Genomic DNA, 23980 nt, shown 5'->3' with positions numbered 1-23980 from the left:
CCTTCAGGCGGCCTTGCGCTCGAGAACCCGCACAATCGGAAATCGATCGACCAGGCGTTCGAACACATCGGCGCCAGCAGCCCCTGCCGGCACGTAGAGCTTCAATTTCCACGAGACGATCTCGGAGATCAAGCCCATCGATTTGAGGCGCTCGACGCCAAGATCGTTGAACCCCGAGAGCTCGATCCGCCAATCGTTCATCGACCGTACCCGCTTCAGTGCCTGCCCCTCGGCGAGCTCGAGGCCCGCCTCGCCCGCGAGCAGCATGCGCCAGGCATCGGACGGCGCGAGCTTGACCTCGGCGACGCCGGTCACCGCCGCCGCCCAGGCTGCCGACACTTTGCGCCCGATAACCCGCTCGCCGGCATCGGTCTGAAGCCGGTACACGCGCGACGATTCCTTCGGCAGGCGTCCCCAGATCGGGAGCAGCAGACCGGTGACGATATGCATCGTCGAGGCTTCAAACTCGGGAAGCTCGGCGACCTCGGCGTTCCAGGCCTCGGCAAAGCGTCCAGCATCGACCGTCTCCCAATGCGACGTCAGATAATCGGCTTCGAGCATGTGCAGCTTCTCGAGCGGTCGCTGCAGCCGGATGCGGCGATGAATTTCGCCGTCATCGTCGAAGAGGCTCCGCGCACGAAGACGGACGGCCGCGCGGCCCGAGCGCGCATTGACCACGAGCGCGCCCTCGCGCGCCCCGGCGAGCGCTCGCGCCTCGTCGATCGACATCGGCGTCACCCGGTCCTTGCGGCTCACCGTCAGCAATTCGGTCGCAGCGCCTGTGCCGGGATGGGTGTAGATCGTCTGCCGCGCATCGACGACGAAGCTCGCGGCGCGCAGGGTCTCGAGCCCGATTTCGTAGTTCCCCGACGCCACCGCCGCCTCGATCCGCGCCACCAACAAACCTTCGAAGGCCTCGAAGAGGATGTTCTGGAGGTCGATGGTGAGCGCGAGCATGCGGTTGAGGAAGGTCGTGATCGGCGGCAGCTCGTCGCGGAGCCCGCCGTCGGCATCCAACAGCGACAGGCCGGTCGCGCTCTCGAAGGCCGTGAGCGAACAGCCATCGACCTTGCCGTCGGCGACGAGGACATAGAGCTGACGCAGGCTGTCGCGCGCATAATGCGATTCCAGATTGTCCTCGGGCCGGAACATATTCTGCCCGCCGGTCTGCCGCTGGCCGCGCGTGATCGCCCCCATGGAGTCGAGACGCCGGGCGATCGTCGAGATGAAGCGCTTCTGCGCCTTCACGTCGGTCGAGACCGGCCGGAACATCGGCGGCTGCTTCTGATTGGTGCGATTGGTGCGTCCGAACCCCTGGATCGCAGCATCGGCCTTCCAGCCCGCCTCGAGCAGATAGTGGATGCGGCGGCGCTGGTTCTTCGCTCCGAGGTCGGCATGATAGGAGCGCCCCGTCCCGCCGGCCTCGGAAAAAATGAGGATCTGCTTGGCATCGTCCATGAAGGCATGCGTCTCGCCGATATTGGCGCTGCCAGGTCGGTTCTGCACCGCGAAGCGCACCGACCCGTCACCATTTGTCTTCGGAATGATCCGCCGCGACCGCCCCGTGACTTCTGCGACCGCCTCGGCCCCGAAATGCTGGACGATCTGGTCGAGGGCCCCCGGCACCGGCGGCAGCGATGCAAGCTTCTCGATCATTGCATCGCGGCGTCGGACCGCCTCACGATTGACGATCGGATTGCCGTCGCCGTCATAGGCGGGGCGCGACGAGAGATTGCCCTCGCCATCCGTGCAGGGCTCGAACAGCTGCACAGGAAAGCTGTGCTGGAGATAGTCGAGCACATATTCGCGCGGCGTGATGTCGAGCGACACATCGTCGAACTCCTCCGCCGGGATCTCGGCGAGCCGCCGTTCCTGCAGCGCCTCGCCGGTCGAGACGATCTGGACAACGGCGGCATGGCCCTCGTCGAGGTCGCGCTTGATGCTCGCGACGACGCTCGGCGTCTGCATCGCGGTGATGAGATGGTTGAAGAAGCGCTGCTTGGTGCTCTCGAACGCCGATCGCGCCGCCGACTTCGCCTGCGCGTTTAGCGTCCCATGCTCGCTGCTTGTCACGCCAGCAGCCTCCATCGCAGCATCGAGATTGTTGTGGATGACCTGGAAGGCGCCGGCATAGCTGTCGTAGATGCGGCGCTGCTCCTCGGTCAGCGCATGTTCGAGCAACTCATATTCCACTCCATCGAAGGACAGCGATCGCGCGGCATAGAGACCGAGCGCTTTCAGGTCGCGCGCGAGCACCTCCATCGCAGCAACGCCGCCCTCCTCGATCGCCGCGACGAATTCGGAGCGCGTCGCGAAGGGGAAGTCGGTGCCGCCCCAGAGCCCGAGACGCTGCGCGTAAGCGAGGTTCTGCACCGTCGTCGCGCCGGTCGCCGACACATAGACGATACGCGCATCGGGGAGCGCATGCTGCAGGCGAAGCCCGGCCCGCCCCTGCTGCGAGGGCTTCTGGTCGCCGCGCTCGCCCTTGCCGCCCGCCGCATTGGCCATGGCGTGCGCCTCGTCGAAGATGATGACGCCGTCGAAATCGCGGCCGAGCCACTCGACGACCTGCTCGATCCGGCTCGCCTTGCCCTCGCGCCCCTGCGACCGAAGCGTCGCATAGGTGGTGAAGAGGATGCCTTCGCCGAGCTTGACCGGCGTGCCCTGCTTGAAACGCGAGAGCGGCGTGACGAGCAATTTCTCCTGGCCGAGCGCCGACCAGTCGCGCTGCGCGTCCTCGAGCAATTTGTCCGACTTCGAAATCCACAGCGCGCGCCGGCGACCCTTCAGCCAATTGTCGAGAATGATCCCGGCGACCTGCCGCCCCTTGCCCGCGCCGGTGCCGTCTCCCAGGAACCAGCCGCGCCGGAAGTGGACCGCCGCCTCAGCATCGTCGCTGGCCGCGCCGACGCTGTCCCAGTCGTCGTCGACGTTCCATGCTCCCGATAGGTGCCCCTGATGCGCCTCGCCCGCATAGATGACGGATTCGAGTTGCGCGTCCGACAATATGCATTCGGCGATCAGCGGCGAGGGCAGATGCGGGCGATATGAAGGTTTGGGCGGCGCAACCGACGCCATCGCCGCCGACTGGACGAGTGCCGTCGGATGCGGACGGGCGAGCGGGATCCGGAGCGACTGGAGCGCATAGGGCTCATAGATGCTGTCGGCGAGCTGACCCTCGGGTGATGTCCAGTCGACGAGCTCATAGTCGAGTTCATCGACCGTGCCGCCAATGTACGCGGCCGCCGGGTCGCCACGTCCGGCACCGCGCTGGCGCTGACCAACGCGGGAGGCCGCGATCTGCGGTACGACAATGGGCTGTGCGCCCGTCGGCGGCCCCGAGCGCGGCGGAAGCTCATCTTCGACCCACTGCAGCAGCGTCTCGGCATCGGGGGCCTCGCCGCGGCTGGCAATGAAGCAAGTCGGATCCTTCACCGCAATCTTGTCGATGACAAGCAGGCGAGTTGCGGTGGTCGTCCCATGCTTCGCATAGACTTTGCCCGCAACGGCGGCAGAGAAGAGCAAAGTCCCCTGCTCCTGCAGGCGCTCGAAGCGGGACCGGAAAGCCGAGGCCTCGGGCGAGCAGTTCGCACCGACAATCGCCACGAGCCGGCCGCCGTCGCGGAGCCGCGCAAGCGCGGAGGCGACATGGCGGAGCGCAACATCGCGCATGGGCCTGTCGACATTGGCCGCCGCCGAAAAGGGCGGGTTCATGAGCACCACATCGGGCACCACGCCGGCGCCGAGACGATCGTCGATCGAGGCCGCGTCGTGGCGGGTCACCGCAGCGGAAGGAAAAACGAGGCCGAGAATGTCGGCCCGTGCGTCCGCATACTCGTTGAGCAATAGCCCGGCACCGGCAAGCTCGGCATGGATCGCCAGCATCCCCGTGCCGGCGGACGGCTCGAGCACGACGTTGCCCGATGAAATCGACGCCGCGCGCGCGGCGACGAAGGCGAGCGGCAGCGGCGTCGAAAATTGCTGGAACGATTGCCCCTCTTCGGAGCGGCGCGTCTGGGTCGGGATGCGGCTCGCGAGCCGCTGCCACATAGCGAGGCGGCTCTGGTCGGACCGGCTGCGGACCGCCAAGGCGCCGCCATAGCGGCGCAGCAGCATCACCTGCGCGACCTCGCACGCGTCATAAGCGGTCTTCCAGTCCCAGGCTCCTTCCGCGTCGCCCGAGCCGAAGGCGCCGACCATCGCCTCGCGGAGCTGGCTGGTGTCGAAAGGCGCTCCGGCCTCCAGCAGCGGCTGCATGAGCTCGGCAGCGGCGATGATCCGTTCAGCGGCGCTCGCTGGAACCGCCGCACCGGAGGACGCGGCGGCGCCCGGCGCCGCCTCGGGAAGAATGTTTCGCATCGGTAAGTCCTCGAGAGAGAAGGAAGGGACGAACCGCCCGCCGCTCTCTCTCGGACCCGGGCCGTTCCCCCTTCCCGGCCCCTCTCTTGCTCTCAGCCGAAGCGACTGCCCTCCGCGGTGAAGCTATATTCATTGGCGGCGATCGCCTCGTCGACGGCCTCGTCGGCGTTCAAGCCGTCAAACTCCTCCTCGAGTCGCCGATAGAGCCAGCGCGCGAGATCACGGAGCGCCTCGGTCACATCATCCTCGGCGGCCGCGGTCATCTCCTGATAGACCGGGCTGTCACGCTCGACCGAGATCGCCATGCAATATTCGTGATAGTATCGGCCGCGATGCGTCGCGCATGCGCGCAGCTGGAAGAAATTGCGCCATTGGATGTCGGCGAGCGCATCGGCGATCCGATGAAGCTCCTCATCCGTGGGGGCATAGGCGCGGATCGCGGCGGACGAGCCCTTCGCGTAGCTATAGTTGCCCTCGAAGCAGGCGCCGTCGCCCTGGCTCCAGAAGCCCGAGAACCAGATGCTCGGCTTTCGCCGCGTTCCGCCACCATAGAGGCGGACAGGCCGCGTATGCAGTTCGACCCCGAGCATAGTGCAGATGCGCTCGAAATCGTCGTAGACGAATTCCCACCAGTCATAGTCGAACCCGCCCTGGCGGTACCATCCCCGCGCTTTCTCGCGGGCTTCGTCCGACAGCTCGCCAATCTGATAGACGGTTGTTTCGATAATTTCGGGCATGGCAGCCTCCAAAAATGAAAAAGGCCCGGCGCATGGGCCGGGCCAAGTTGGACAACTAAGTGATGGTCAGTTTTTCGGCGCGACGCCGTCCTTGATCCGCGCGCGGGCCTCCTCGAGAAAGCTGCCGGTGTTCATCGATGCTATCGCATCCGCCGTGATCAGCGTTGCCATGCCGCCAAACCCGTCGGGCTGCATCTTGGTGCAGGTCCAGGCCGTTACGACCTCGACATCGTCGAGCGCATCGCAACGCCTCACGATGTCTTGGAAGATGTCGTCATAGCCGATAACGGACATGTCGAGCGCGAGTTCATCTTCGCCCGGATCGAGCTTGTCCAACGCCTCGCTGACCGTCCTGCTCGCATAGCTGGCGGGGTCAGGGTTTGGATCGGACTGCATGAGCCAGAGCACCTCGGAAACCCGAAGATGGAGGAGGTCGTTCACATAGTCTTCGGCGAAGAAGTAAATCGCGTCCTCCTCGCCCTCGAAGCTGAACATTCCGATGAGCAGTCGATGCTCCAGCAGTGTCATGGCGCTGCGAGGAATGTCGGGCCGAACGATCGTAGGAGAGTGATAATCAGCCATGATCACCCTCCTGCGCGTTCGCGGCCGTCGCACCTTCCACGCCCGGCTCGCGATCGCCGTCGACGACAAGCGGCGGCACGGTGAATTCGGCGGCATCGAAATAGGCGAGCACAGCGTCGATGCTCCCGCGCCGTTCAACTTCACCGCGATCGATCAGGACCCGATCGGATTCGTCCGCAACGAAGGAGTCGGGCGCGCCCTCGCCCCGGTATATGATCCGCTCGGCGCCCCATTCTGCGAAGTAGCCGCCGGCCCAGAAGTGGTAGGCAAGACCATGGTCGGCGCAGAAATTCTCGAGAGCCTCGACTTTGCCCCACGCAACCTCATTGGCAAAAAGTTCGAGAGGCTCGCCCTCAGTACGATGCGAGGCTTCGAAGGCCGGTCCGTCCCACTCGGTCGACAGACCTTCGGCGACGATGACCGAGACCAATGCCTCAAAGTCGGCAGCCGAAATCCGGCCGCCAAGGGTGAAGGTGACGGAAACGCGGTCAGCCATGACGACCTCCCCACGCGATGGGCCGGCAAACAAGCGCGGCCTGAAGATGAAAACTGTTCATTTCACTTCTCCGAAAAAGCGAAAGCCCGGCGCGATGGCCGGGCTTTCGAAGTTGAGAGGTCAAGTCGCCGCGTAGAGCGGCGCGGAATCATTCGGCCGCGATCGCAGCTGCGTCGTCACCTCCTTCCCCGTCTTCCGCCAGAAAGGCGGGCAGTTCCCCCTTGTCGTCGTCTTTGCCGAGCGCAGGCGCGCCTTCACCCTCGATGTCGGGCGTCCGCATGCAGGCGGGAATCCAGTCACTCTCCTCAAGGAGCCGCTCCGCTTCGCGGGCCATCTCCCCCTTTTTGAGATGGTCGATCATGGCGGCAATATTCTCGCCCCGCGCCTCGGTGACGTCGGCGATGATCCGCGGTTTCGTCACGCTGCGGAAGTAATTGCCCTCGGTGGGCCGCCAGCCGGCGGCATAGACATCGAGACCGACCGCGCGTGCGAGGATGTCGCTGTGCGCGAGACGCCGCGCGACGCCGTGCGCCGATACCCGGCCACTGTCATATTTGGGGACGATCTCGGCCTGCGCGTTGACCGCGACCGACACGCAGTGAGCGAGAAGCATCGCCCGGTCCTCGTCACCCAAGCCGAGCAGATACGCCCACACGTCCTTGTCCGATTTCGGCAGCCGTTCCTTCCATTCGGCCCCGCGCGCATCGATCGCCTCTGCCGGCGCGCAATCGCGGAGGTTGGACGGGGCGTTGCTGAAATAGACCCGGCTCGCCGCGACCTGCAGGCAGCTCTCCCTGCTGAAGCTGTAGAAGCAGCCGAGCACGAGCGCATGCAGCAGCGCGAGATAGGCGGTTGCCGAATCCTGCGCGAAAGCATCTTGCAGCGCGAGCGTCCGCCAGGCCGTCAGATCCGAAACAAGACGATCGGGTAGCGGCTTCAGCTCCTCGGCCCATTCGCCATCGTCGGCGTTCTCGGGCGGTTGCGCACTCAGGGCCGAATCTGCTTCCGCGACCGGCGCGACCTCGGTACCAGAAGCGTCGTCGCCGATCGCCTCGTTGTCATCGACAAGCTCATCGTCGGGCCGGACATAACCCCGGTCGATGCGGATCGAACCGTCGCGCTCGAGCGACACGAACACGCCGGCGATCGCGATCTCCTCCGGCGCGAAGGTCAGCGGCCGCTTCTCGATCGCCGCATATTCGGCATTGATCGCGTCGACGCGCGCGTGAATGTCGTCCGGCACCTCCTCGGCTTCCGACCATTCGCGATCGATTTCTTCGCCCTCGGCTTCGAGCTCGGCGACACGCGCCTCCTCCTCGGCCGTCATCGGCACCTCGTCCCGATCGATCTCGCGGTGGTCGCGGAGCGCATCCCAGGGAAGATCGACCGAGGTCGCTACCCACTTCCAGCCTTCTGCGAGCAACGCGTCGCCCTCGGCCTTCAGTTTCTCGTCGACGAGACGGTCGAGCAGCGCGGGATCGGTGAGCCAGCCGCCGCCATCGGCCTCGAACAGGTCACGAACGATTCCGCCGCCGGCTTCGATATAGGCGTCGGCGGTCACGAAGCGTGCGCGCTTGTCAGCCGCGCGGACGACATTTTCGGTGAGCTTCTGGCGGATGAGATGCGGCGCGAGGCTGCGGCTCTCGGTCAGAAGTTCGAAGACCTTGATCTGCCGCTCGAAATCGTCCGAGATGGTGAATGCCATCAACTGTTCGAGGGAGATTTCGTCGTCCGCATAGGCGTCGTGCAGCTTTGGCGAGACCCCGGCGAGCTTCAGGCGCTGACGGACCACTGCCGGAGTGACGAAATGGTGCGCGGCGATCGCCTCGACATCGTCGCCCTTGTCCACCATCGCCTGCATGGCCCGAAACTGGTCGAGGGGATGCAACGCCTCGCGCATCGCGTTTTCAGCGTAACTGTCGTCTTCGGCGAGGATGTCATCGTTAGCGGCGCGGACAACGCAGGGGATCGGCGCATCTTTCGCGAGAAGCTTCCTCTTTACGAGCAGGGCGAGCGCGCGGTAGCGCCGACCACCGGCCGGTATCTCATACCGGCCGGTTTCCTCCCCCGTCTCGTCGAGAATGGGCCTCACATTGAGGCCATGGAGCAACCCGCGACGCGCAATATCCGCGGCGAGTGCGTCGATGGATACGCCGGCCTTGATGCGCCGGACATTGGATTGGGAAAGCTCCAGCCGGTCGAGCGGGATGTCGCGCGACGGGTTAAGGACGAGTTTGGATTGATGCTTGGCCATAAGCCACCTCCGAGGCGCACCGCCGGAAGACTCTCTCCCCGCTCCATGTGCGCCGCAAAGGCCAATCCGCCTCTATCTCTCTCCGGCCGCAGGCCGGGCCATTTCGAGAAAGTGTGTCCCTACGGTGTAGAACGGATCACCAATCGCGGCCTCTACCCCAGCAGACAGCGCCCGCGAATCGCGCGGAAGATGGCCACTCATCCCGGCATCGTCGAAATGACCGCTCCTATGACTTTGAGGTTTCACCAACGTCCGTACCTTCTCCGGCTTTCGTAACCGCTTCCCTTCCGAGACAATAATGCCCCCAGGCGCCCATGAGATTGACGCGTGCGCCGGGCTTATCCTCCGTGCCGAGATATGTTGTTCTGCGATAAGCGGCCTGCACTGCATCGGGCGTCTTGTGCGCTAGAGCGGCTTCCACGACAGCGTCAGGAAAACCCTCGTTCGCCGCCCAATCGGTGAATGTCGACCGGAAGCCGTGGACATGAAAAGGCTCAGCCATGTCACGAAGGACTTTGAGCAGCGTCATATCGGACATATTCTTCCCACTCGCACCGGGGAAAATCACGTCTGTGTCCGGGAGCCTGAAAGCATGCGCTTTTGCAATCACTTCCAGCGCGGCATCGGACAGCGGCACGATATGCGACTTGCCACGCTTCATATGATCGGCGGGCACAGTCCATAGCCGCGCTTCGATGTCGAGTTCGTCCCAAGTCGCCAGACGCACCTCCTGGCTGCGCGCACCGGTCAGGATGAGTAGTTCCAGCGCAAGCCTGCTGTAGGATGGCTTGCGCTGCAGTGCAGTGATGAAACCGGGCAAAGCCGCATATGGCATCGCCTTGCGATTCTCGGTTTTCTTGAGTTGCCGCGGCAAGCCACGCCCCGCTTTCAGGCTGCTATTACCTGAGGGAGCCTCGCGTGAACGCCAGCCCTTTGCATGCGCATAATCCAGCACGGTGCAGATCCGGTTGCGCACCTGACGGGCGGTCTCCGGTATCTCCTGCCAAATCGGCGTGAGCACGTTTATGATGTCAGCGGCGACAATCGCACCGGTCTGCTCGTCGCCCAGTTTCGGGAAGGCGTAATTCTCAAGGCTGGAAAGCCATTGGCGGGCGTAGATCTCGCTCTTCCATCCCGCCTCGTTCTCGGCGTGATATTGCCTCGCCGCCTCGCGAAACGTCACCTTAGCAGACGCCTCGTCCTTCCGCTCAGCCAATATGTCGCGCCGGTCGACCTTGACCGCCTTGCGAAGCTCGCCGGCCTTCTCGCGGACCTGCGCCAAAGTGAACAACTTCGCACTGCCCAGCCCGATGTCCTGACGCTTGCCGTCGCGCTGCAGGCGAAGGGTCCAGGACGCCCCTCCCCGCTTGTCGACCTTCAAAAACAAGCCGTCACCATCCTGGTACGTGCCCGGATTCGCGAGAGCGGCCTTGACTGCAACCGCCGTGAGTTTGCCCATGGGAATCTTCCCCCACACTTTCTCCCCACATTCTGGGGGACACGAGTGTGGGGGAAAGACAATCTTCCCCCACACTTCCCCCACACTACGCTGCGGCTGCAGGCAAATTGCCCCGGACGCATGCGGACGATGCGTGGATGATACGCTAAGTTTTCTGGGATTTCTAGGGGGTTCGGCGGACACCCTCGGATGGGAGGGTGGTGGACAGGGCTGGATTCGAACCAGCGTACGGAAAACCGGGCAGATTTACAGTCTGCTGCCTTTAACCACTCGGCCACCTGTCCATGGGGTCCGCGTCGGGAAGCGGTCCATTGGCGAAAGCGGGCTTGCCTGTCAATGCCGCTCGTGGGAAAGGCGCGGCGTTATGAGACAATTTTCGCGCCATCGCCGCCCCGCCGGCCAGTCGTCCAAGGGCCAGCCCATCCGTTTCTGGGGCCGCCACGCCGTGCTCGCCGCGCTCGCCAATCCCGAACGCACCGTCAAGCGCATCTGGGGCACGCGCGAGGCGCTGGGCCAGCTCGACCTGCCGCCGGTGGTTCCGATCAACTATGCCGACGTCACCGACCTCGCGCGCCTCGTCGCGCGCGACGCGCCGCACCAGGGGTTGGTGATCGAAGTCGACCCGCTCGAAAGCATCTATCTCGGCGACCTGCTGCAGGAAGAGGTCGACGCCGACAGCCGGCGTCCGCTGATTATCCTCGACCAGGTCACCGACCCGCATAATATCGGCGCGGTGCTGCGTTCTGCTGCGGCCTTCGATGCCGCCGCGATCGTCACGCAGGACCGCCACAGCCCGCCCGAAAGCGGCGTCATCGCGCGCTCGGCGTCGGGCGCGCTCGAAACCGTGCCATGGGTGCGCGTCGTCAACCTGTCGCGCGCGCTGGAAGAGATCGCCGAGGCGCAATATTGGCGCATAGGGCTGATGGGCGACACCGACACGGTGCTCGGCTCGGTGCTCGACGGCAACAAGGTCGCGCTGGTGCTGGGCTCCGAGGGGGACGGCATGCGCCACAATGTCATGGAACATTGCGACGTGCTGGCAAAACTGCCGATCTCGCCGCGCATGGAAAGCCTGAACATTTCCAACGCCGCGGCGATCGCGCTCTATGCGGTCGCGACGGCTACACCCTAATCGTCGCCCCAGCGAAAGAGTGAAGGGTCGGGTTGTCCCCGGACAACCTTGGACATGCGGGGCATGTCCAACCCTTAACTGGCCGCTATCGTCCATAAGGAATGCAAGCGATCCCAGCTTTCGCGGGGATGACGCGGCTGGATCAGTCTTCCGCGGCGATGCGCACCTTCAGTCCGTCGAGCGCTTCGCTGAACGGCAGCTGGCACGACAGGCGCGAATTTTCGTCGCGGTCGGTGGTCGAATCGAGCAGGTCGTTCTCGTCTTCGCTCATCGCGGGCAGCTGGTCGGTCGCGCCGGCCTCGACATGGACGTGGCACGTCGCGCACGAGCAGCAGCCGCCGCACAGCGCGAGCAGTTCGTCGAAACCCGCGTCGCGGATATTTTCCATCACGGTCAGGCTCGTGTCGCCTTCGATCTCATGCTCGGTTCCGTCGCGCGTCACGACAATCAGCTTGGCCATGCTCGTCCCCATAGGTTTGATTCGGCTTGGCCTATGTCCCGCGTTGCACCGCAAATCAAGCGCTGCTAGTTAGCGATGTGAACAAAAGGGGAATATCGGCATGGGTCTGGGCCAGGAGCAGTTGAACGCCGGGATCGACGCGCTCGCGCGGATCGAGCCGGGCTTCGCGCGCGCGCTCGGCCACGTCGGTTATCCCGAGCCGCGCATCCGCGAGCCCGGCTATGCGACTTTGCTCCGCACCATCGTCGGCCAGCAGGTCAGCGTCGCCGCCGCGACCTCGATCTGGAACAAGCTTGAAGCGGGATTCGGCGCGGGCTGCCCCGCCGAGGTGATGGCGGCGGCCGAGTTCGACGCGCTGCGCGCCTGCGGCCTGTCGGCGCAGAAGCAGGGCTATGCCAAGAGCCTCGCGCAATTGGTGATCGATGGCGACCTCGCCTTCGACGCGCTGCCCGCCGACGACGAGGAGGCGATCGCGCTGCTGACCAAGGTCAAGGGCATCGGGCGCTGGTCGGCCGAAATCTATCTGCTCTTCGCGGAAGGCCGCCCCGACGTCTGGCCCGCGGGCGACCTAGCCGTACAGGAAGCGGTCGGGCGTATCATGCAACTCGACGCGCGCCCCAGCGAGAAAGCGATCCGCGAACTCGCCGAAGCCTGGCGCCCCCACCGCGGCGCCGCGGCGATCTTCAGCTGGCATTGCTATAATATGGACGTGATTTAGGGGTCCTCACGCTAGCCTCGTTATTCCCGCGAAGGCGGGAATCCAGCTTCCTTTCTTTCGTCTTCTCTTCGTGCCTTTGCGCCTTTGCGCCTTTGCGTGAAACCAGAAAAATCTCACGCAAAGGCGCGAAGGCACGAAAAAGGAAAAAGCTGGATTCCCGCCTTCGCGGGAATGACGATATGGGGGACGTGGAACAGGATTTGGAGCCATACGCATGACCACCCGCGACATCGTCACCGCCTATTACGCCGCCTTCAACGCCGGCGACACCGACGCAATGCTCGCGCTCGTCGCTGAGGATGTGCGCCACGACGTCAACCAGGGCGCACCGCGCCACGGCAAGGCGCTTTTCGCTGAGTTCAACACGCACATGACGCGCTGCTACCGCGAGCGGCTCACCGACATGGTGGTCTTCGCCGAGGGCGACCGCGCCGCCGCCGAATTCACCGTCAATGGCACTTATCTCGCGACCGACGACGGCCAGCCCGAAGCGAGCGGCCAGACCTATGTGCTTCCCGCGGGCGCCTTCCTGTCCGTCAACGACGCCGGGCTGATCGACCGCATCACTACTTATTACAACCTCGCCGACTGGTTGAAACAGGTCGGCGCATGAGTGTCACCGTCGCGCCCGTGACGGGCGCGGGGCTGGCCGAGGTCATTCCCGCGCTCGCCGCATTGCGCATTACGGTTTTCCGCGCCTTCCCCTATCTCTACGACGGCAACGCCGCCTATGAGGCCGATTATCTCGCCGATTTCGCCGCGGCCGCGGGTGCGGTGATCGTCGTCGCGCGCGACGGCGAGACGATCGTCGGCGCCGCTACCGCCGCGCCGCTCGTCACGCAGGACGAGGCTTGGCAAGCGCCGCTCGCCGCCGCCGGTTTCGACATCGCGCGTTGCTTCTATTTCGGCGAATCGGTGCTGCTGCCCAGATATCGCGGTCAGGGCATGGGCCACGCCTTCTTCGACCACCGCGAAGCCCAGGCGCGCGCGCTCGGCGCATCGCACGTCGCCTTCTGCAGCGTCATCCGCGCGGGCAATCACCCTGCCCGCCCAGCGGACCACCGCCCCCTCGACGCCTTCTGGCGCGGGCGCGGCTATGCGCCGCTGGCGGGTGTCACGGCGCGGTTCGACTGGAAGACGATCGGCGGGGAAGGCGAAGAGCGACACGAGCTGCAATATTGGACGCGGGCGCTTTAGCCTCGGCAGATGGCAGGTTACGGGCGGAACGCGACGTTCGCAGGGTTATACTCTCTCCCCTTGAGGGGAGAGATACGCAGGCTTGGCAGCCTGCTGCCTAGCCGGAGTTGAGAGGGGTTTCCGACCGCCAGAGGCGTCCAAGCACCCCTCTCCAAGCTTCGCTAGCTCCTGACGGAGCAAGCTGCGCTATCCTCTCCCCTCAAGGGGAGAGGGCTTTACGACAGCTCTCCGCCCCAAAGCTGACAACGCCCACCCCGCAGCCGCTCCAGCCCCAAAAAGAAAAGGCCGGGCGGAACATCCTCCACACGGCCTTTTCCCTATTCACTCGGCGAGAAGCTTATTTCTTCGCAGCGGCCTTCTTGGCCGGAGCCTTCTTGGCAGCAGCCGGCTTTTCCTCGGCTTCGGCCTTGGGAGCCGCAGCCTTTTTCGCCGGCGCCTTCTTGGCCGGAGCTTCCTCGGCCTTGGCCTCTTCCTTCACCGCGTCCTTCTTGGCGGCCGGCTTCTTCGCGGCAGCCTTTTTGGCGGGCTTGTGGTCGTGGTCATGGTCGTGGCCGCAGCCCGGGCCATGGACGTGACCGCCGTCGTCATCGGCCTCGATCGCGGCTTCCAGCTCCTCGCGGGTGGTTTCGCGGTCGCTGATCTCGGCCTTGTCGAACAGGAAATCGACGACCTTGTCCTCATAGAGCGGCGCGCGGAGCTGGGCCGCGGCGAGCGGGTCCTGCTGCACATATTCCATGAAGCGCTGGCGGTCTTCGGGGCGATACTGCTGCGCGGCCTGCGCGACCAGGCGCTGCATTTCCTGCTGTGAAACCTGGACGCCGTGCGCCTGGCCGATTTCCGAGAGGAGCAGACCCAGGCGGACGCGGCGGACGGCGATCGAACGATATTCGTCGCGGTCCTTTTCGAGCTCGGCCTTCGCCGCCTCGACGTCTTCCTCGTGGCTCGCTTCATGCTCGAGCTGCTGCCAGATCTGGCCGAACTCGGCCTCGACCATCGTCGGCGGCACGTCGAAATCATGGGCAGCAGCGAGCTGGTCGAGCAGCTTGCGCTTCATATGGGTGCGGGTCAGGCCGTTCAGTTCCTGCTCGACCTGGTCCTTCATGATTTCCTTGAGCTTGTCGAGGCTCTCAAGACCCAGCGATTTGGCGAATTCGTCGTCGATCGACGCCGCGGCCGGGACCTTCACTTCCTTCACCGTGACGGCGAAGTCGGCGGGCTGGCCCTTGAGGTTTTCGACCGGATAATCCTCGGGGAAGGTGACTTTCAGCACCTTTTCGTCGCCGGTCTTGACGCCGACCAGCTGGTCTTCGAAGCCGGGGATCAGCTGGCCCGAACCGATTTCGACCGCCATGTCCTCGCCGGTGCCGCCGTCGAAGGCGACGCCGTCGACGCTGCCGGCGAAGTCGATGATGACCTGGTCGCCCTGGGCGGCCTTTTTGGTCTTCGGCGCTTCCTCGAAGCGCTTCATCTGCGCGGCGAATTCCTCGATCTTGGCCATCACCGCCTTGTCGTCGGCGGGAACGGTCAGGCGCTCGAGCTTCAGGCCTTCGATCGACGGCGCCTCGATGTCGGGCAGCACTTCCAATGCGACGGTGACTTCGGCATCCTTGCCGGCTTCATAATCTTCGCCGAGCGTGACGGCGGGCTGCAGCGCGGGGCGCAGCTTTTCCTTGGCGATCAGGTCGCGGACGCCCGCCTCGATCGCCTTGTTCAGCGCGTCGGCCGACAGCGCGGCGCCGTGCATCTTGCGGATCAGGTTCGGCGGCACCTTGCCGGGGCGAAAGCCGGGCATGCGCACGGTCGGCGCGATGCTCTTCACCTCGTCATCGACGCGGGCATCGATATCCTTGGCGGTGATGGTGACGCGATATTCGCGCTTCAGGCCTTCGTTCAGCGTTTCGACGGTCTTCATTGCCTTGGTCTTATCCTTGCTCAAAATCTCTTGGTTTTCCGGCCTTGCGCGAGGGCGAAACTGGTGCGGGCGAAGGGACTCGAACCCCCACATCTTGCGATACTGGTACCTAAAACCAGCGCGTCTACCAATTCCGCCACGCCCGCTTGGGAAGCTTCGGCCGGGTGCACGAAGAAGCGCGCAAAGCCGCGCACGCCCGTGCGGGCCGCGCGGGGCTATAGCAGACGCGCGGCCAAGGGCAAGGCCCGGAACACCCCGAAAGTGCGCGATCCGCGCCGACTTGCGGAACGCACCCCTGCCCCGCTCGTTGATCGGGCAAGGAGAAAAAGGATGACCTTCAATTCCAGCCTGCATGTCCATGCGGCGGACCCGCTGCCCAAACCCAAACCCGACGTGATCGACCCCGTCGCGCCGCCCGAACAGCCGGTGCAGCCGACCCCGCTCGAAGACCCCGCCGGCCAGCCGCTCGAAGTCCCCGGTGCGCCCGGCGGCGGCGATATCGACGAGCCCGGCCGCGGGCCGGACGAGGTGCCGCCGCAGCAGATTTGAGCGCACGCCCCATTGGTTGCATAGCAGGTCTTGACCCGCCCCCTCCTCGCCCGCCAGCATGGCGGCCGGGGAGAGACCTATGAGAAGACCGACCGCGCTCGCCGCGCTGCTGCTAGCGCTCGCCACGCCAGCCGCGGCGCAGGAAACCACACTCTATCATGGCGGGACGATCGTCACGATGGACGGCAACACGCCGCAGACGGTCGAGGCGGTCGTGACCGAGGGAGAGCGCATCGCCTTCGCCGGCAGCGAGAAGGAAGCGCGCAAAGTCGCGGGCGGCAAGGCAGCCGTCCACGACCTTAAGGGCGCGACGATGCTTCCCGGCTTCATCGACGCCCATTCGCATTTCACCGTCGCGACGCAGATGGCAGGCGGGCTGGACCTGCGCGCCGCCGCAGCACCGCCCGCCGACATCCCCGATCTGCAGGCCGCGATCCGCACCCATATCGCCGCCGGGGCGATGCCGCTAGGCCAGTGGGCGATCGTGTGGCAATATGACCAGGAAGCGCTCGCCGAGAAGCGCCACATCACGCGCGCCGAACTCGACGCGGTCGCGGCGGACCGGCCGATCCTGCTGCTGCACGTCTCGCTCCACGGCGTGGTCGCGAACAGCGCCGCGCTCGCCGCGGCGGGGATCGACGAAGCGACGCCGGTTCCGCCCGGCGGCATCATGCCGCGCGACGAAGCGGGAAAACTCAACGGCGTGCTGCTCGAAAAGGCGATGTTCCTGATGCTCGCCAAGATGCCGCAGCCGACCGCGGAGCAGAAGCTCGCCGCGCTCGACGCCGCGCAAATCGCCTATTTCGCCGAGGGCTATACGCACGCGCAGGACGGCGCGACGTTGGCGCCCGATATCGCCTTCCTGACGAGCGACGCCGCACGCAAGCGGCTCAAGATCGACCTCGCGCTACTGCCCTTCTCGACCGGCCTCGACGCGCTGCTCGCGCAGCCTGGTCTCAAATTCGGAACCTACACCGACCATGTAAAGCTTCAGGGCATCAAATTCGTCCTCGACGGATCGGTGCAGGCGCGCACCGGCTATTTCACCCGCGACTACGCACGCGGCAGCCCCGAGGGGACGCATCCCTGGCACGGCCAGCCCGTGCTGTCGGAGGCCGATTTCATCGCGCAGGCAAAGAAGGTCCACGATAGCGGCTGGCAGCTCTTCGTCCACGCCAATGGCGACGCCGCGATCGACATGGCGATCCGGGGCTTCGACGCGCTCGGCATCAAGGCGGCCGACGACCGCCGCCCGGTCGTCATCCACTCGCAGTTCCAGCGCCGCGACCAGCTTCCCGCCTACGCCCGCATCGGCGTGGGCCCCGCCTATTTCTCGAACCACGCCTGGTATTGGGCCGACGTCCACCGCACCAATTTCCCGGCCGAGGTCGTCGATTTCATCAGCCCATTGCGCTCGGCGCGCGCCGCGGGGCTGATACCCTCCAACCACAGCGATTTCAGCGTCACTCCGCTCGACACGCGCTTCATGCTCTGGACCTCGATGGCGCGCGTTTCGCCCACCGGCGTGGTCAGCGGTGCGGGCGAGAGGCTGAACGCCTATGAAGCGTTACAGGCGCTCACCACCGGCCCGGCGTGGCAAGCGTTCGAGGAGGATCGCAAGGGCCGGATCAAGCCCGGCCTGCTCGCCGATTTCGTCATCCTCGACAAGAACCCGCTGACGACGCCTGTCGAGCAGATCAGGAACATCCGCGTCGTTGCGACGATCAAGGAAGCGAAGATGGTGTGGCAGGCACCGCTACGCTAGTAGCCGCGCTCGCCTCGGATGCCCGGGCGCCGTCGGTCGGCGCGACCGCCTTTAAGTCGACAATCTTGTCGCGATCATAAGCGAGCACACCCGGAATGGGCGGCATACGGCTGACCGATAGCCCATAGAAATTGTCGAGTTTGCCATAAGCGCGAAAATCGGCCTCGGCGTAGGGAAAGGCCTTGAGCGAGTCGGGCACGCCAAAGCGCAGCGGACCATGCTCGGCGCCGAGGTTCTGCGGACGGTACAGCCCCGCTTCGGAACCGGCCAACGGCCCTGTCTGCGGAAAATCGGGGTCCAGCCCCGGACCGACGAGGAAGAAGTTGCCGGTATCGGTAATGACTCCCGGCTTCACCTCGAACGCGACGGTGCCCATGCAATAGCAGAAGCCTGCCATCGCGCCGCCGCCGGCGACGAAGATCGGGCCGTAATAGGCATAGCGGCCAGGCTTAACCTTGGTCAGATAACTATAGTTTTCGGGGCTCTCGCTCTTCGCGAACACATATTGCGGGCCGAAAGACACCGGATCGCGAAGCTCGATCGCGCCGATCGCGAAATTCTCCGCCGTCGGTTCGATCGGCTTTTCGGGCATTCTGCCCTTGGTCTGCCGCGCCACCTCGGCTCGCGATTCCCAGTTTTTGAGCTTGCCCGGATATTTCTTCTGCACCTTGGCCAGCGCTTCGGCCCAGTCCTTTTCATAGGCGGCGACGGTCGCATCGTCGGGCAACCGCAACAGCAGCGCATTCTGCCGGAACGGACCGCTGACGAAGATATAGCCGCTGTCGGGCTCGATCTTCGCTTTCCCCGAAATCAGGTTCTTTTCTTCGATCGACTCCGAGGTGAGCTGCGCAGCGGCGACGGACGGGAGCGCGGCAGCGAGCGCGGCGGCGCAAAACAGGGTGCGGATCATTTCGGCAGTACCTCCGCTTTCGGCTTGGGGCCAGAGGCGACGCGCGCCTGCTTCATCAGATAGCCGGTGCGCTTCTCGTCCTCCACCCGGCCAAAGCCTTCCTCGAAGTGAAAGGCCTGCCACCGTTCCTTCTCCATGCCATAACGGTCGTAGCCCTTGAATCCCATACAGTTGCGCATGTTGATCCGGCGGATGCGCCGCCGCTCCGCCGACCCGAAGATCGCATCGGCCATCGCCGATCCGATCGCGCCGCCCAGCGCGCCCGCCATGCCATATTGGGTGGCGTAATAAGTCGACATATAGCTGTCGCCGCCGGCGTAAAAGTTGATCCCGCTCGACACCGCGTCGCATTCGCTGATGTCGTTGTAGGCGGTATGAAATCGGTGCCGTCGCGGTGGAAATAGAAATATTTGTCATAGGTTTCGACGTCGGCGGGGGTCGCCTCAAACGCGGTGTCGGGCATCGCGACCGCGTCGATCTCCTCGGCGCTGAACGTGCGCATCGGGACCGGCGCCTTGATCGCCTGCGCGTTTGCCGCCGTCGTCGCTATGCAAAATGAGGCCGCCACGATGGCGACCGACAGGTAAATCTTCGGCATCCCGTCCCCCCCCGGATATAATCGGGGCGGGGATCTGAATCATTCCCTGCGCCCCGTCCTGAATGTGTCAGAAATCGCGCCCTATCGATAGTCGGGCTGCGGCGGATCACGCCGGATGAAACCGAAGAGCGTATAGCCCAGCACCGCGAGCCCGGCGAGCAGCCCCGCGAGCGGCAGCAGATAGCCCGCGGGCTTCGCCCCGTCGGAGATCACGACATAATCGTCGGCCAGTTCGGGTCCGAAGGACTTCTTGACCGCGTCGTTGTCGCCGCTGTCCGCATTGATCCCGAACTCGATCATGCCCTCGACCGGCCGCTCCTTGGTATAGAGCGGGTTGCCCTTGATCGTCGCCTCGGCCTTGGCCGGGTCGGGTTCCTGCAGCAGCCCCATCAGCAGCCCGGCTTCGGCGGAATCCTCGCGGTGCACCAGCACCTGGATCTTGCCGGGCCCGGGGGTCGCGGTGCGCACGGGACTGTAGATATCGGCGCCCGCCGATCCCGACTCGCCGCTGGTGATCACGCCACCGTCGATCAGGAACCAGCGCGCGTCGGTGATCCGGTACCAGCCGACCCCCGGCTTCTGCGACATCAATTGCGCGACCGTGATGTCGACGCGCTTGCCCGCGTTGATACTCTCATAGAGGCCCTGCCCGCCCCACCAGCTCAGCGCTCCGCCCGCGATCAGGCCGATCATTCCCAATTTGAACATGAATTCCCCCTTTTGTCCGCCGCCCCCGCGGCGGATATTCCCCTTCCCAAGGCATGCAACCTGCCGACGGATTCGGCAAGGCGAAAGCAATGCGCCGACGCTGCCCGGTTTTCGACGGGCTTCTGTTCAGTTGCGCGACATAATAGGCGCCACTTTGTGAAGTGAATTATCGAAAACAGTCGTTATCATTCGGCCCGCCGCGTTTCTGTCGCAGTGGCGACGAAAAGACTTGCAAAGCCGCCGCCGCCGATTAGCGGTCGTATCAATCCCGCCGGGGGGCGGGGTCTCGGGGGTCGCTGAATGAATTGGGGGCGTTGGGCCGCGCGTCTGTCCGCGGCCGTTCCGGTGTCGATGCTGCTCGGGGTGAGCGGTGTTGCCCAACCGTCCGTAATCGACGATCCGGCACCACCGGTAGTCGCGGCGTCGATCGCGACCGAACCCGACCTCGTCGTGGCGCAATCGCTCGCCGCCGTTGCCGTACCGGCACCCGATTCCGGCCCGACCGCCACCCTCGCCGCGGGCACCTCTGTGCTGCTGATGCTGGACGAAGAACTGTCGACGACCGCCAGTTCGGTCGGCGACCGGTTCGGCGTTACCGTTCTCTTCGACGTCTATGACCTCGACCGCATCGTAATCCCCCAGGGGACGAAGGGCTTTGGCGAAGTCACCTTCGCGGCCAACAAGGGCGGCTTCGGCAAGCCCGGCATCCTGGGCATCTCGCTGCGCCATCTCGACCTCGACGGCCGGCAAGTCGCACTCAGCGGCCGATACCGCGAGGAAGGCGCGAACAAGAATGGCGCGACCGCCGCGACCTGGTTCGCCGTCGGCGTCTTTTCGGGCTTCATTCACGGCAAGCCCGGCGTGATCCCCCGGGGCCGCGAACTCAAGGCGCGCACCGGCGAGACGATTTCCTACGCCATCGCGCCGCTGCCCGTCGCCGGGGTCGATGTCGCCGCCTTCGCCGCGGGCTCGGCGTTCGCGGCAACGTCCGATGCCGTCTCGCCCCCGATTTCCGAATGAGTTTTGCAAAAGGAGAGTCGTTATGAAGTTTGTCCCGTCCGCGGTCGCCATCGCGGTCGTCGCCGTCGGCCTGTCGGCCGCCCCTGCCATGTCGCAGGACAGTCAGGCCGAGGCCGCCGTCGCGGTAGAAGCCGCGGTCGAAGCCGCCGCGCCCGAGGCCGTGGTCGAAACCGCTGCGGCCCCCACCACGGTCGCCGCACCCGAAGCCGCCGTTGCCCCGGCATGCGAACTCCATGTCTTCCCGACCCTCGAAGGTCAGGCGCAGACCACCGGCTGGCTCTCGGGCTTCGGCATCGTCGGCGCCGTTGCCGACGCCGCGGCGAACAAGGACCGCAATATGAGCGAAGCCGAATATCTGAAGGAAGCGCTCGGCCCGCAGATGCAGGTCGATGCGCTGAAGTCGATCGACCTGCTCGCCGAGCTCAAGCTGCCGCCGTCGCAGATCATCTGGGAAACCCCGATCGCCGACCGCAAGATCACGACCAAGGCTGACACGCGCCTCAGTTCGTCGACCGCACCCTGCTATGTCGAGCTGGTGATCACGCAGAATTTCTACACCAAAAAGGCGATTTACGGGCGCTCGCTCAACAACCGCTTCATCTTCAAGGACTTCCGCAACGGCAAGACCAAGACCAACATGGTCAAAGGACGTGGCGGCAACGGCCTGTCCTACTTCCCGCCGAAAACCACCGACGAGACCGAGGCCGCCGAAAAGGAACTGCGCGAAGTCTTCGTCAAGAATTTCGTCGAATATGCCAAGGGCATCAAAGCGGCGAAATAAGCCGCACCTGAGATATCGGGCCGCCGGACATGGTCAGGCGGCCCGTATTCTCCAGTTTTCGGAGGCGATCTTGCGTCCACTCACCGGACTTGGCCTCACGGCCTTCCTCGTCGTCGCGAGCGCGACCGCTGCCTCGGCCGAGCCCAAACCGCTCGCAGCACCGCCGGTGCTCGCGGAAAAGGACCGCCTCGTCGCCGGCGGCCGCGCGGTCGAGCTGATCCTTCCGCAGAAAAGCATCGGCACCAGCATCGACATCGGCCGCGTCGCCGACGACGACAGCGGCGGCGGCGGGCTGCTCGGGTCGCTGATCATCGGCGCGATGGACGACAAGCGCGAGCGAATGAGCGAAAATGCGCAGGCGCGCGCGGACGCGACGGTCGCGCCGCTGCGCGAAGCGCTCGCTGATTTCGACGTCGACGCGCTCGCGCTCGCGACAACCGAGGCGGCGCTCCGCACACCCGAATGGTTCGCCGCGCAGACGATCGCGACGTCGCGCGAGGCTTCGCCCGCCGGCCGGCTGGCGTTCGTCACCGCGACCGACGCGCCGCAATTCGCCTTCGTCACCTATAATTACGGGCTCTCGCCCGACTTCACCCAGATCCGCGTCAATGCCGAGATCGCGCTGGCGCGGCGCGTGACCGGGAAGGGCGGCAAATCCGACACCGCGGCGCCGGCGCATTATCGCCAGACGATTTCCAGCATCGTCGAACTTCCCAAGCGCTCCTACGACCATGGCGCCAATGTGGCGCAGTGGAGTGCCGAGGGCGGCAAGCTGGCCGAGACGTCGCTGGCCGCGGCCTTTGCCGAGATCGAACGGCTGATCCCCTATGCGCTGGCGCTGTCGGCGGCCGAGCTCAAGGGTTTCGAGGCCAAGAACCGTGAAAAGGCGTTCGCCGCGGGGACCTATGGCCCGCTCGTGTCGCGCGACGACGACGGGCGCGGCGGCCTGCTCATCTGGCACAAGGGGCTGGTCCACATCGAACCGGCGCCCTGACGGCTCGCTCAGGGGACTTGGCGCACGGCAGCGACGGCTTCCAGCATCCCCCGCAGCGCCGGGGCATCGTGCCAGCGCCCGTTCGCCATCACGCCCAGCGGCGTGCGCAGAGTCGCGGGTTTCGCGAGCGGATTGTCGGCGACGAGCAACAGGTCCGCGCGATAGCCCGGCGCGACCATGCCGAACTTCGGCGCTTCCGGAACGGTCTTCGCGATGAACTCCCCCGGCGTGCGCGTCGCCGCGGACAGCGCCTGCCACGGTGGCAGCCCTGCCTCAAGCATCGCGTCGATCTCGCCATGCAGCGCCCAGCCAGGCACCAGCCCCGGGATCGACGGCGCGTCGCCGCCGGTGATCAGCGGCACCCCGGCATCGGCCATCGCCTTCACGAAACGCGCCTCGAACGCCACGCGCCGCGACAGGTCGATCGCCTTCTTCTGATAGCCCGAGCGCGCCCAGTCGATCCGGTCGCCCGGTGCCAGATAGCGTGCCTCGGGCGCGGCGAGATAGGCCTGCACGACGTCGGGCTTGCCGAACTGCGCCGCGATGGTGCGATAGGTGAACAGGTCCGAGGTCACGAACGCGCCATGCGCCTTCAGCAGCGCGATTGCCTCGGCGATCCGCGCGTCGTCGGGGGGCGCCTGCTGATCGCCCTCGGGCGGTTCGGGGAAGAAGCCGTAGAAGAATTCCTCGACATGCGCGACCATCGCCTGCCCCGCGGCGAGCTGCTTCGCGAGGCCGACGGCCTTCACATTATGCCCGACGACGCCGATCCCTTGTGCTTTCGCCTCGGCGGCTAGCGCAGCAAAGGCCTCGGCCGAGAGGTTGTTATAGACTTTGATGAAGCTGTAGCCGTTGGCCTTGGCCAGCCGTACGGTCGCGCGCGCTTCCTCGGGCGTGCGCACGACGAAATGCCCATATTGCGGGTCGCCGTCGACGACGAAGCCGGTAAAGATATGGGGCCCCGGCACCTCGCCCTTGTTCACCGCAATCCGCGTCCGACCGGCAAAGGCGTTGGTCGCCTCGCCCATGTTGAGCATCGTCGTCACGCCATTGGCGAGCAGCAGCGCTAGATCGTCGCGCGACGTCACATGATTGTGCATGTCGGCAAGCCCAGGCAGCAGCCAGGCGCCCTTGCCGTCGATGACGGGGGTTCCCGCGGGCAGCTTCGCCTTGATCCCGATGCTCGAAATGACGCCGTCGGTGACGATCACCGTCGTGCGCGGGATCACGCGCTCACGGTCCATCGGCACGACGTTGACGTCGGTGAACACAATCGTCTCGGCGCGCGCCGCCCCGGCGCCCGCCAGCACCAGCCACAGGCTCAGCAACGCGCGGAGCGCGGGCCGCAT

At 65.3% G+C, this 23980-nt stretch carries 22 protein-coding genes and 2 tRNA genes; 10 read left to right on the top strand and 14 right to left on the bottom strand.

Going from position 1 to position 23980, the window contains the following annotated elements; all coding sequences use genetic code 11:
- Positions 1 to 3 precede the first annotated feature (3 nt).
- From BWQ93_RS01865 to BWQ93_RS01835, 7 genes are all read right to left on the bottom strand, one after another.
- Positions 4 to 4359 (bottom strand): strawberry notch-like NTP hydrolase domain-containing protein, encoded by a 4356-nt coding sequence (locus BWQ93_RS01865; protein WP_077029039.1) that lies wholly within the window; start codon positions 4357 to 4359, stop codon positions 4 to 6.
- Between the two features lie 92 nt (positions 4360 to 4451).
- On the bottom strand, positions 4452 to 5096 hold the full coding sequence (locus BWQ93_RS01860) for an antitoxin of toxin-antitoxin stability system (RefSeq protein ID WP_077029038.1): 645 nt from the start codon (positions 5094 to 5096) through the stop codon (positions 4452 to 4454).
- A gap of 66 nt (positions 5097 to 5162) precedes the next feature.
- Complete coding sequence (locus BWQ93_RS01855) at positions 5163 to 5678, bottom strand: hypothetical protein (protein ID WP_077029037.1); 516 nt, start codon at positions 5676 to 5678, stop codon at positions 5163 to 5165.
- Positions 5671 to 6174 carry a hypothetical protein gene (locus tag BWQ93_RS01850; protein ID WP_077029036.1) on the bottom strand — a complete coding sequence of 168 codons (504 nt, stop codon included), beginning with the start codon at positions 6172 to 6174 and terminating at the stop codon, positions 5671 to 5673. The genes BWQ93_RS01855 and BWQ93_RS01850 overlap by 8 nt, the downstream gene beginning before the upstream one ends.
- Positions 6175 to 6322: 148 nt before the next feature.
- Positions 6323 to 8428, bottom strand: coding sequence for a ParB/RepB/Spo0J family partition protein (locus BWQ93_RS01845; RefSeq protein WP_077029035.1), 2106 nt, complete (start codon positions 8426 to 8428; stop codon positions 6323 to 6325).
- Between the two features lie 226 nt (positions 8429 to 8654).
- A complete protein-coding gene (locus BWQ93_RS01840) occupies positions 8655 to 9887 on the bottom strand; it encodes a tyrosine-type recombinase/integrase (RefSeq protein WP_077029034.1) in 1233 nt (410 codons plus the stop codon).
- Positions 9888 to 10085: 198 nt separating this feature from the next.
- Positions 10086 to 10171 (bottom strand) — tRNA-Tyr (locus BWQ93_RS01835).
- Between the two features lie 80 nt (positions 10172 to 10251).
- Between BWQ93_RS01835 and rlmB the strand changes: the two genes are divergently transcribed.
- Complete coding sequence (gene rlmB / locus BWQ93_RS01830) at positions 10252 to 11019, top strand: 23S rRNA (guanosine(2251)-2'-O)-methyltransferase RlmB (protein ID WP_077029033.1); 768 nt, start codon at positions 10252 to 10254, stop codon at positions 11017 to 11019.
- A 142-nt stretch (positions 11020 to 11161) separates the two neighbouring features.
- Here rlmB and BWQ93_RS01825 read toward each other — a convergent pair whose 3' ends face one another.
- Positions 11162 to 11479 carry a 2Fe-2S iron-sulfur cluster-binding protein gene (locus tag BWQ93_RS01825; RefSeq protein WP_077029032.1) on the bottom strand — a complete coding sequence of 106 codons (318 nt, stop codon included), beginning with the start codon at positions 11477 to 11479 and terminating at the stop codon, positions 11162 to 11164.
- Between the two features lie 100 nt (positions 11480 to 11579).
- Between BWQ93_RS01825 and BWQ93_RS01820 the strand changes: the two genes are divergently transcribed.
- The 3 genes from BWQ93_RS01820 to BWQ93_RS01810 all read left to right on the top strand — a co-directional run bounded on the left by BWQ93_RS01820 (position 11580) and on the right by BWQ93_RS01810 (position 13394).
- Positions 11580 to 12197 carry a DNA-3-methyladenine glycosylase family protein gene (locus BWQ93_RS01820; RefSeq protein ID WP_077029031.1) on the top strand — a complete coding sequence of 206 codons (618 nt, stop codon included), beginning with the start codon at positions 11580 to 11582 and terminating at the stop codon, positions 12195 to 12197.
- Positions 12198 to 12411: 214 nt separating this feature from the next.
- On the top strand, positions 12412 to 12810 hold the full coding sequence (locus BWQ93_RS01815) for a ketosteroid isomerase-related protein (protein ID WP_077029030.1): 399 nt from the start codon (positions 12412 to 12414) through the stop codon (positions 12808 to 12810).
- The gene (locus tag BWQ93_RS01810) at positions 12807 to 13394 is read left to right on the top strand and encodes a GNAT family N-acetyltransferase (RefSeq protein ID WP_077029029.1); all 588 of its coding nucleotides are present in this window, start codon (positions 12807 to 12809) and stop codon (positions 13392 to 13394) included. Before BWQ93_RS01815 ends, BWQ93_RS01810 begins: the two co-directional genes overlap by 4 nt.
- Positions 13395 to 13731: 337 nt before the next feature.
- Here BWQ93_RS01810 and tig read toward each other — a convergent pair whose 3' ends face one another.
- Together tig and BWQ93_RS01800 are read right to left on the bottom strand one after the other, a co-directional pair.
- Entirely contained in the window at positions 13732 to 15306 is a 1575-nt protein-coding gene (tig, locus tag BWQ93_RS01805) for a trigger factor (RefSeq protein ID WP_077029028.1), read from the bottom strand.
- Between the two features lie 61 nt (positions 15307 to 15367).
- Positions 15368 to 15452 (bottom strand) — tRNA-Leu (locus BWQ93_RS01800).
- Between the two features lie 184 nt (positions 15453 to 15636).
- On the opposite strand from BWQ93_RS01800, the gene BWQ93_RS01795 reads away from it, so the two are divergent.
- Complete coding sequence (locus BWQ93_RS01795) at positions 15637 to 15855, top strand: hypothetical protein (RefSeq protein WP_077029027.1); 219 nt, start codon at positions 15637 to 15639, stop codon at positions 15853 to 15855.
- Positions 15856 to 15934: 79 nt separating this feature from the next.
- On the top strand, positions 15935 to 17620 hold the full coding sequence (locus BWQ93_RS01790) for an amidohydrolase (RefSeq protein ID WP_198040448.1): 1686 nt from the start codon (positions 15935 to 15937) through the stop codon (positions 17618 to 17620).
- On the opposite strand, the gene BWQ93_RS01785 is transcribed toward BWQ93_RS01790, so the two are convergent.
- Positions 17580 to 18530 (bottom strand): hypothetical protein, encoded by a 951-nt coding sequence (locus tag BWQ93_RS01785; protein ID WP_077029026.1) that lies wholly within the window; start codon positions 18528 to 18530, stop codon positions 17580 to 17582. The genes BWQ93_RS01790 and BWQ93_RS01785 overlap by 41 nt on opposite strands.
- A complete protein-coding gene (locus BWQ93_RS01780) occupies positions 18527 to 18871 on the bottom strand; it encodes a hypothetical protein (RefSeq protein ID WP_077029025.1) in 345 nt (114 codons plus the stop codon). Before BWQ93_RS01780 ends, BWQ93_RS01785 begins: the two co-directional genes overlap by 4 nt.
- 111 nt (positions 18872 to 18982) lie before the next feature.
- Here BWQ93_RS01780 and BWQ93_RS21350 point away from each other — a divergent pair, with 111 nt between their 5' ends.
- On the top strand, positions 18983 to 19117 hold the full coding sequence (locus tag BWQ93_RS21350) for a hypothetical protein (RefSeq protein ID WP_257787755.1): 135 nt from the start codon (positions 18983 to 18985) through the stop codon (positions 19115 to 19117).
- Between the two features lie 92 nt (positions 19118 to 19209).
- Here the strand turns inward: BWQ93_RS21350 and BWQ93_RS01775 are convergent, their stop codons facing one another.
- Complete coding sequence (locus BWQ93_RS01775) at positions 19210 to 19836, bottom strand: hypothetical protein (RefSeq protein ID WP_077029024.1); 627 nt, start codon at positions 19834 to 19836, stop codon at positions 19210 to 19212.
- A gap of 300 nt (positions 19837 to 20136) precedes the next feature.
- Between BWQ93_RS01775 and BWQ93_RS01770 the strand changes: the two genes are divergently transcribed.
- From BWQ93_RS01770 to BWQ93_RS01760, 3 genes are all read left to right on the top strand, one after another.
- Positions 20137 to 20856 (top strand): hypothetical protein, encoded by a 720-nt coding sequence (locus BWQ93_RS01770; RefSeq protein ID WP_077029023.1) that lies wholly within the window; start codon positions 20137 to 20139, stop codon positions 20854 to 20856.
- A gap of 22 nt (positions 20857 to 20878) precedes the next feature.
- Positions 20879 to 21637, top strand: coding sequence for a hypothetical protein (locus BWQ93_RS01765; RefSeq protein WP_077029022.1), 759 nt, complete (start codon positions 20879 to 20881; stop codon positions 21635 to 21637).
- A 70-nt stretch (positions 21638 to 21707) separates the two neighbouring features.
- Entirely contained in the window at positions 21708 to 22631 is a 924-nt protein-coding gene (locus BWQ93_RS01760) for a hypothetical protein (protein ID WP_077029021.1), read from the top strand.
- Between the two features lie 8 nt (positions 22632 to 22639).
- Here the strand turns inward: BWQ93_RS01760 and BWQ93_RS01755 are convergent, their stop codons facing one another.
- Positions 22640 to 23980: an amidohydrolase family protein gene (locus tag BWQ93_RS01755; RefSeq protein ID WP_077029020.1), complete on the bottom strand. Its 1341-nt coding sequence runs from the start codon at positions 23978 to 23980 to the stop codon at positions 22640 to 22642.

This window comes from Sphingopyxis sp. QXT-31 (assembly GCF_001984035.1).
Classification (GTDB): domain Bacteria; phylum Pseudomonadota; class Alphaproteobacteria; order Sphingomonadales; family Sphingomonadaceae; genus Sphingopyxis.
Note: the sequence above shows the minus strand (reverse complement) of the source record. Positions and strands in the feature narration are given on the sequence as shown.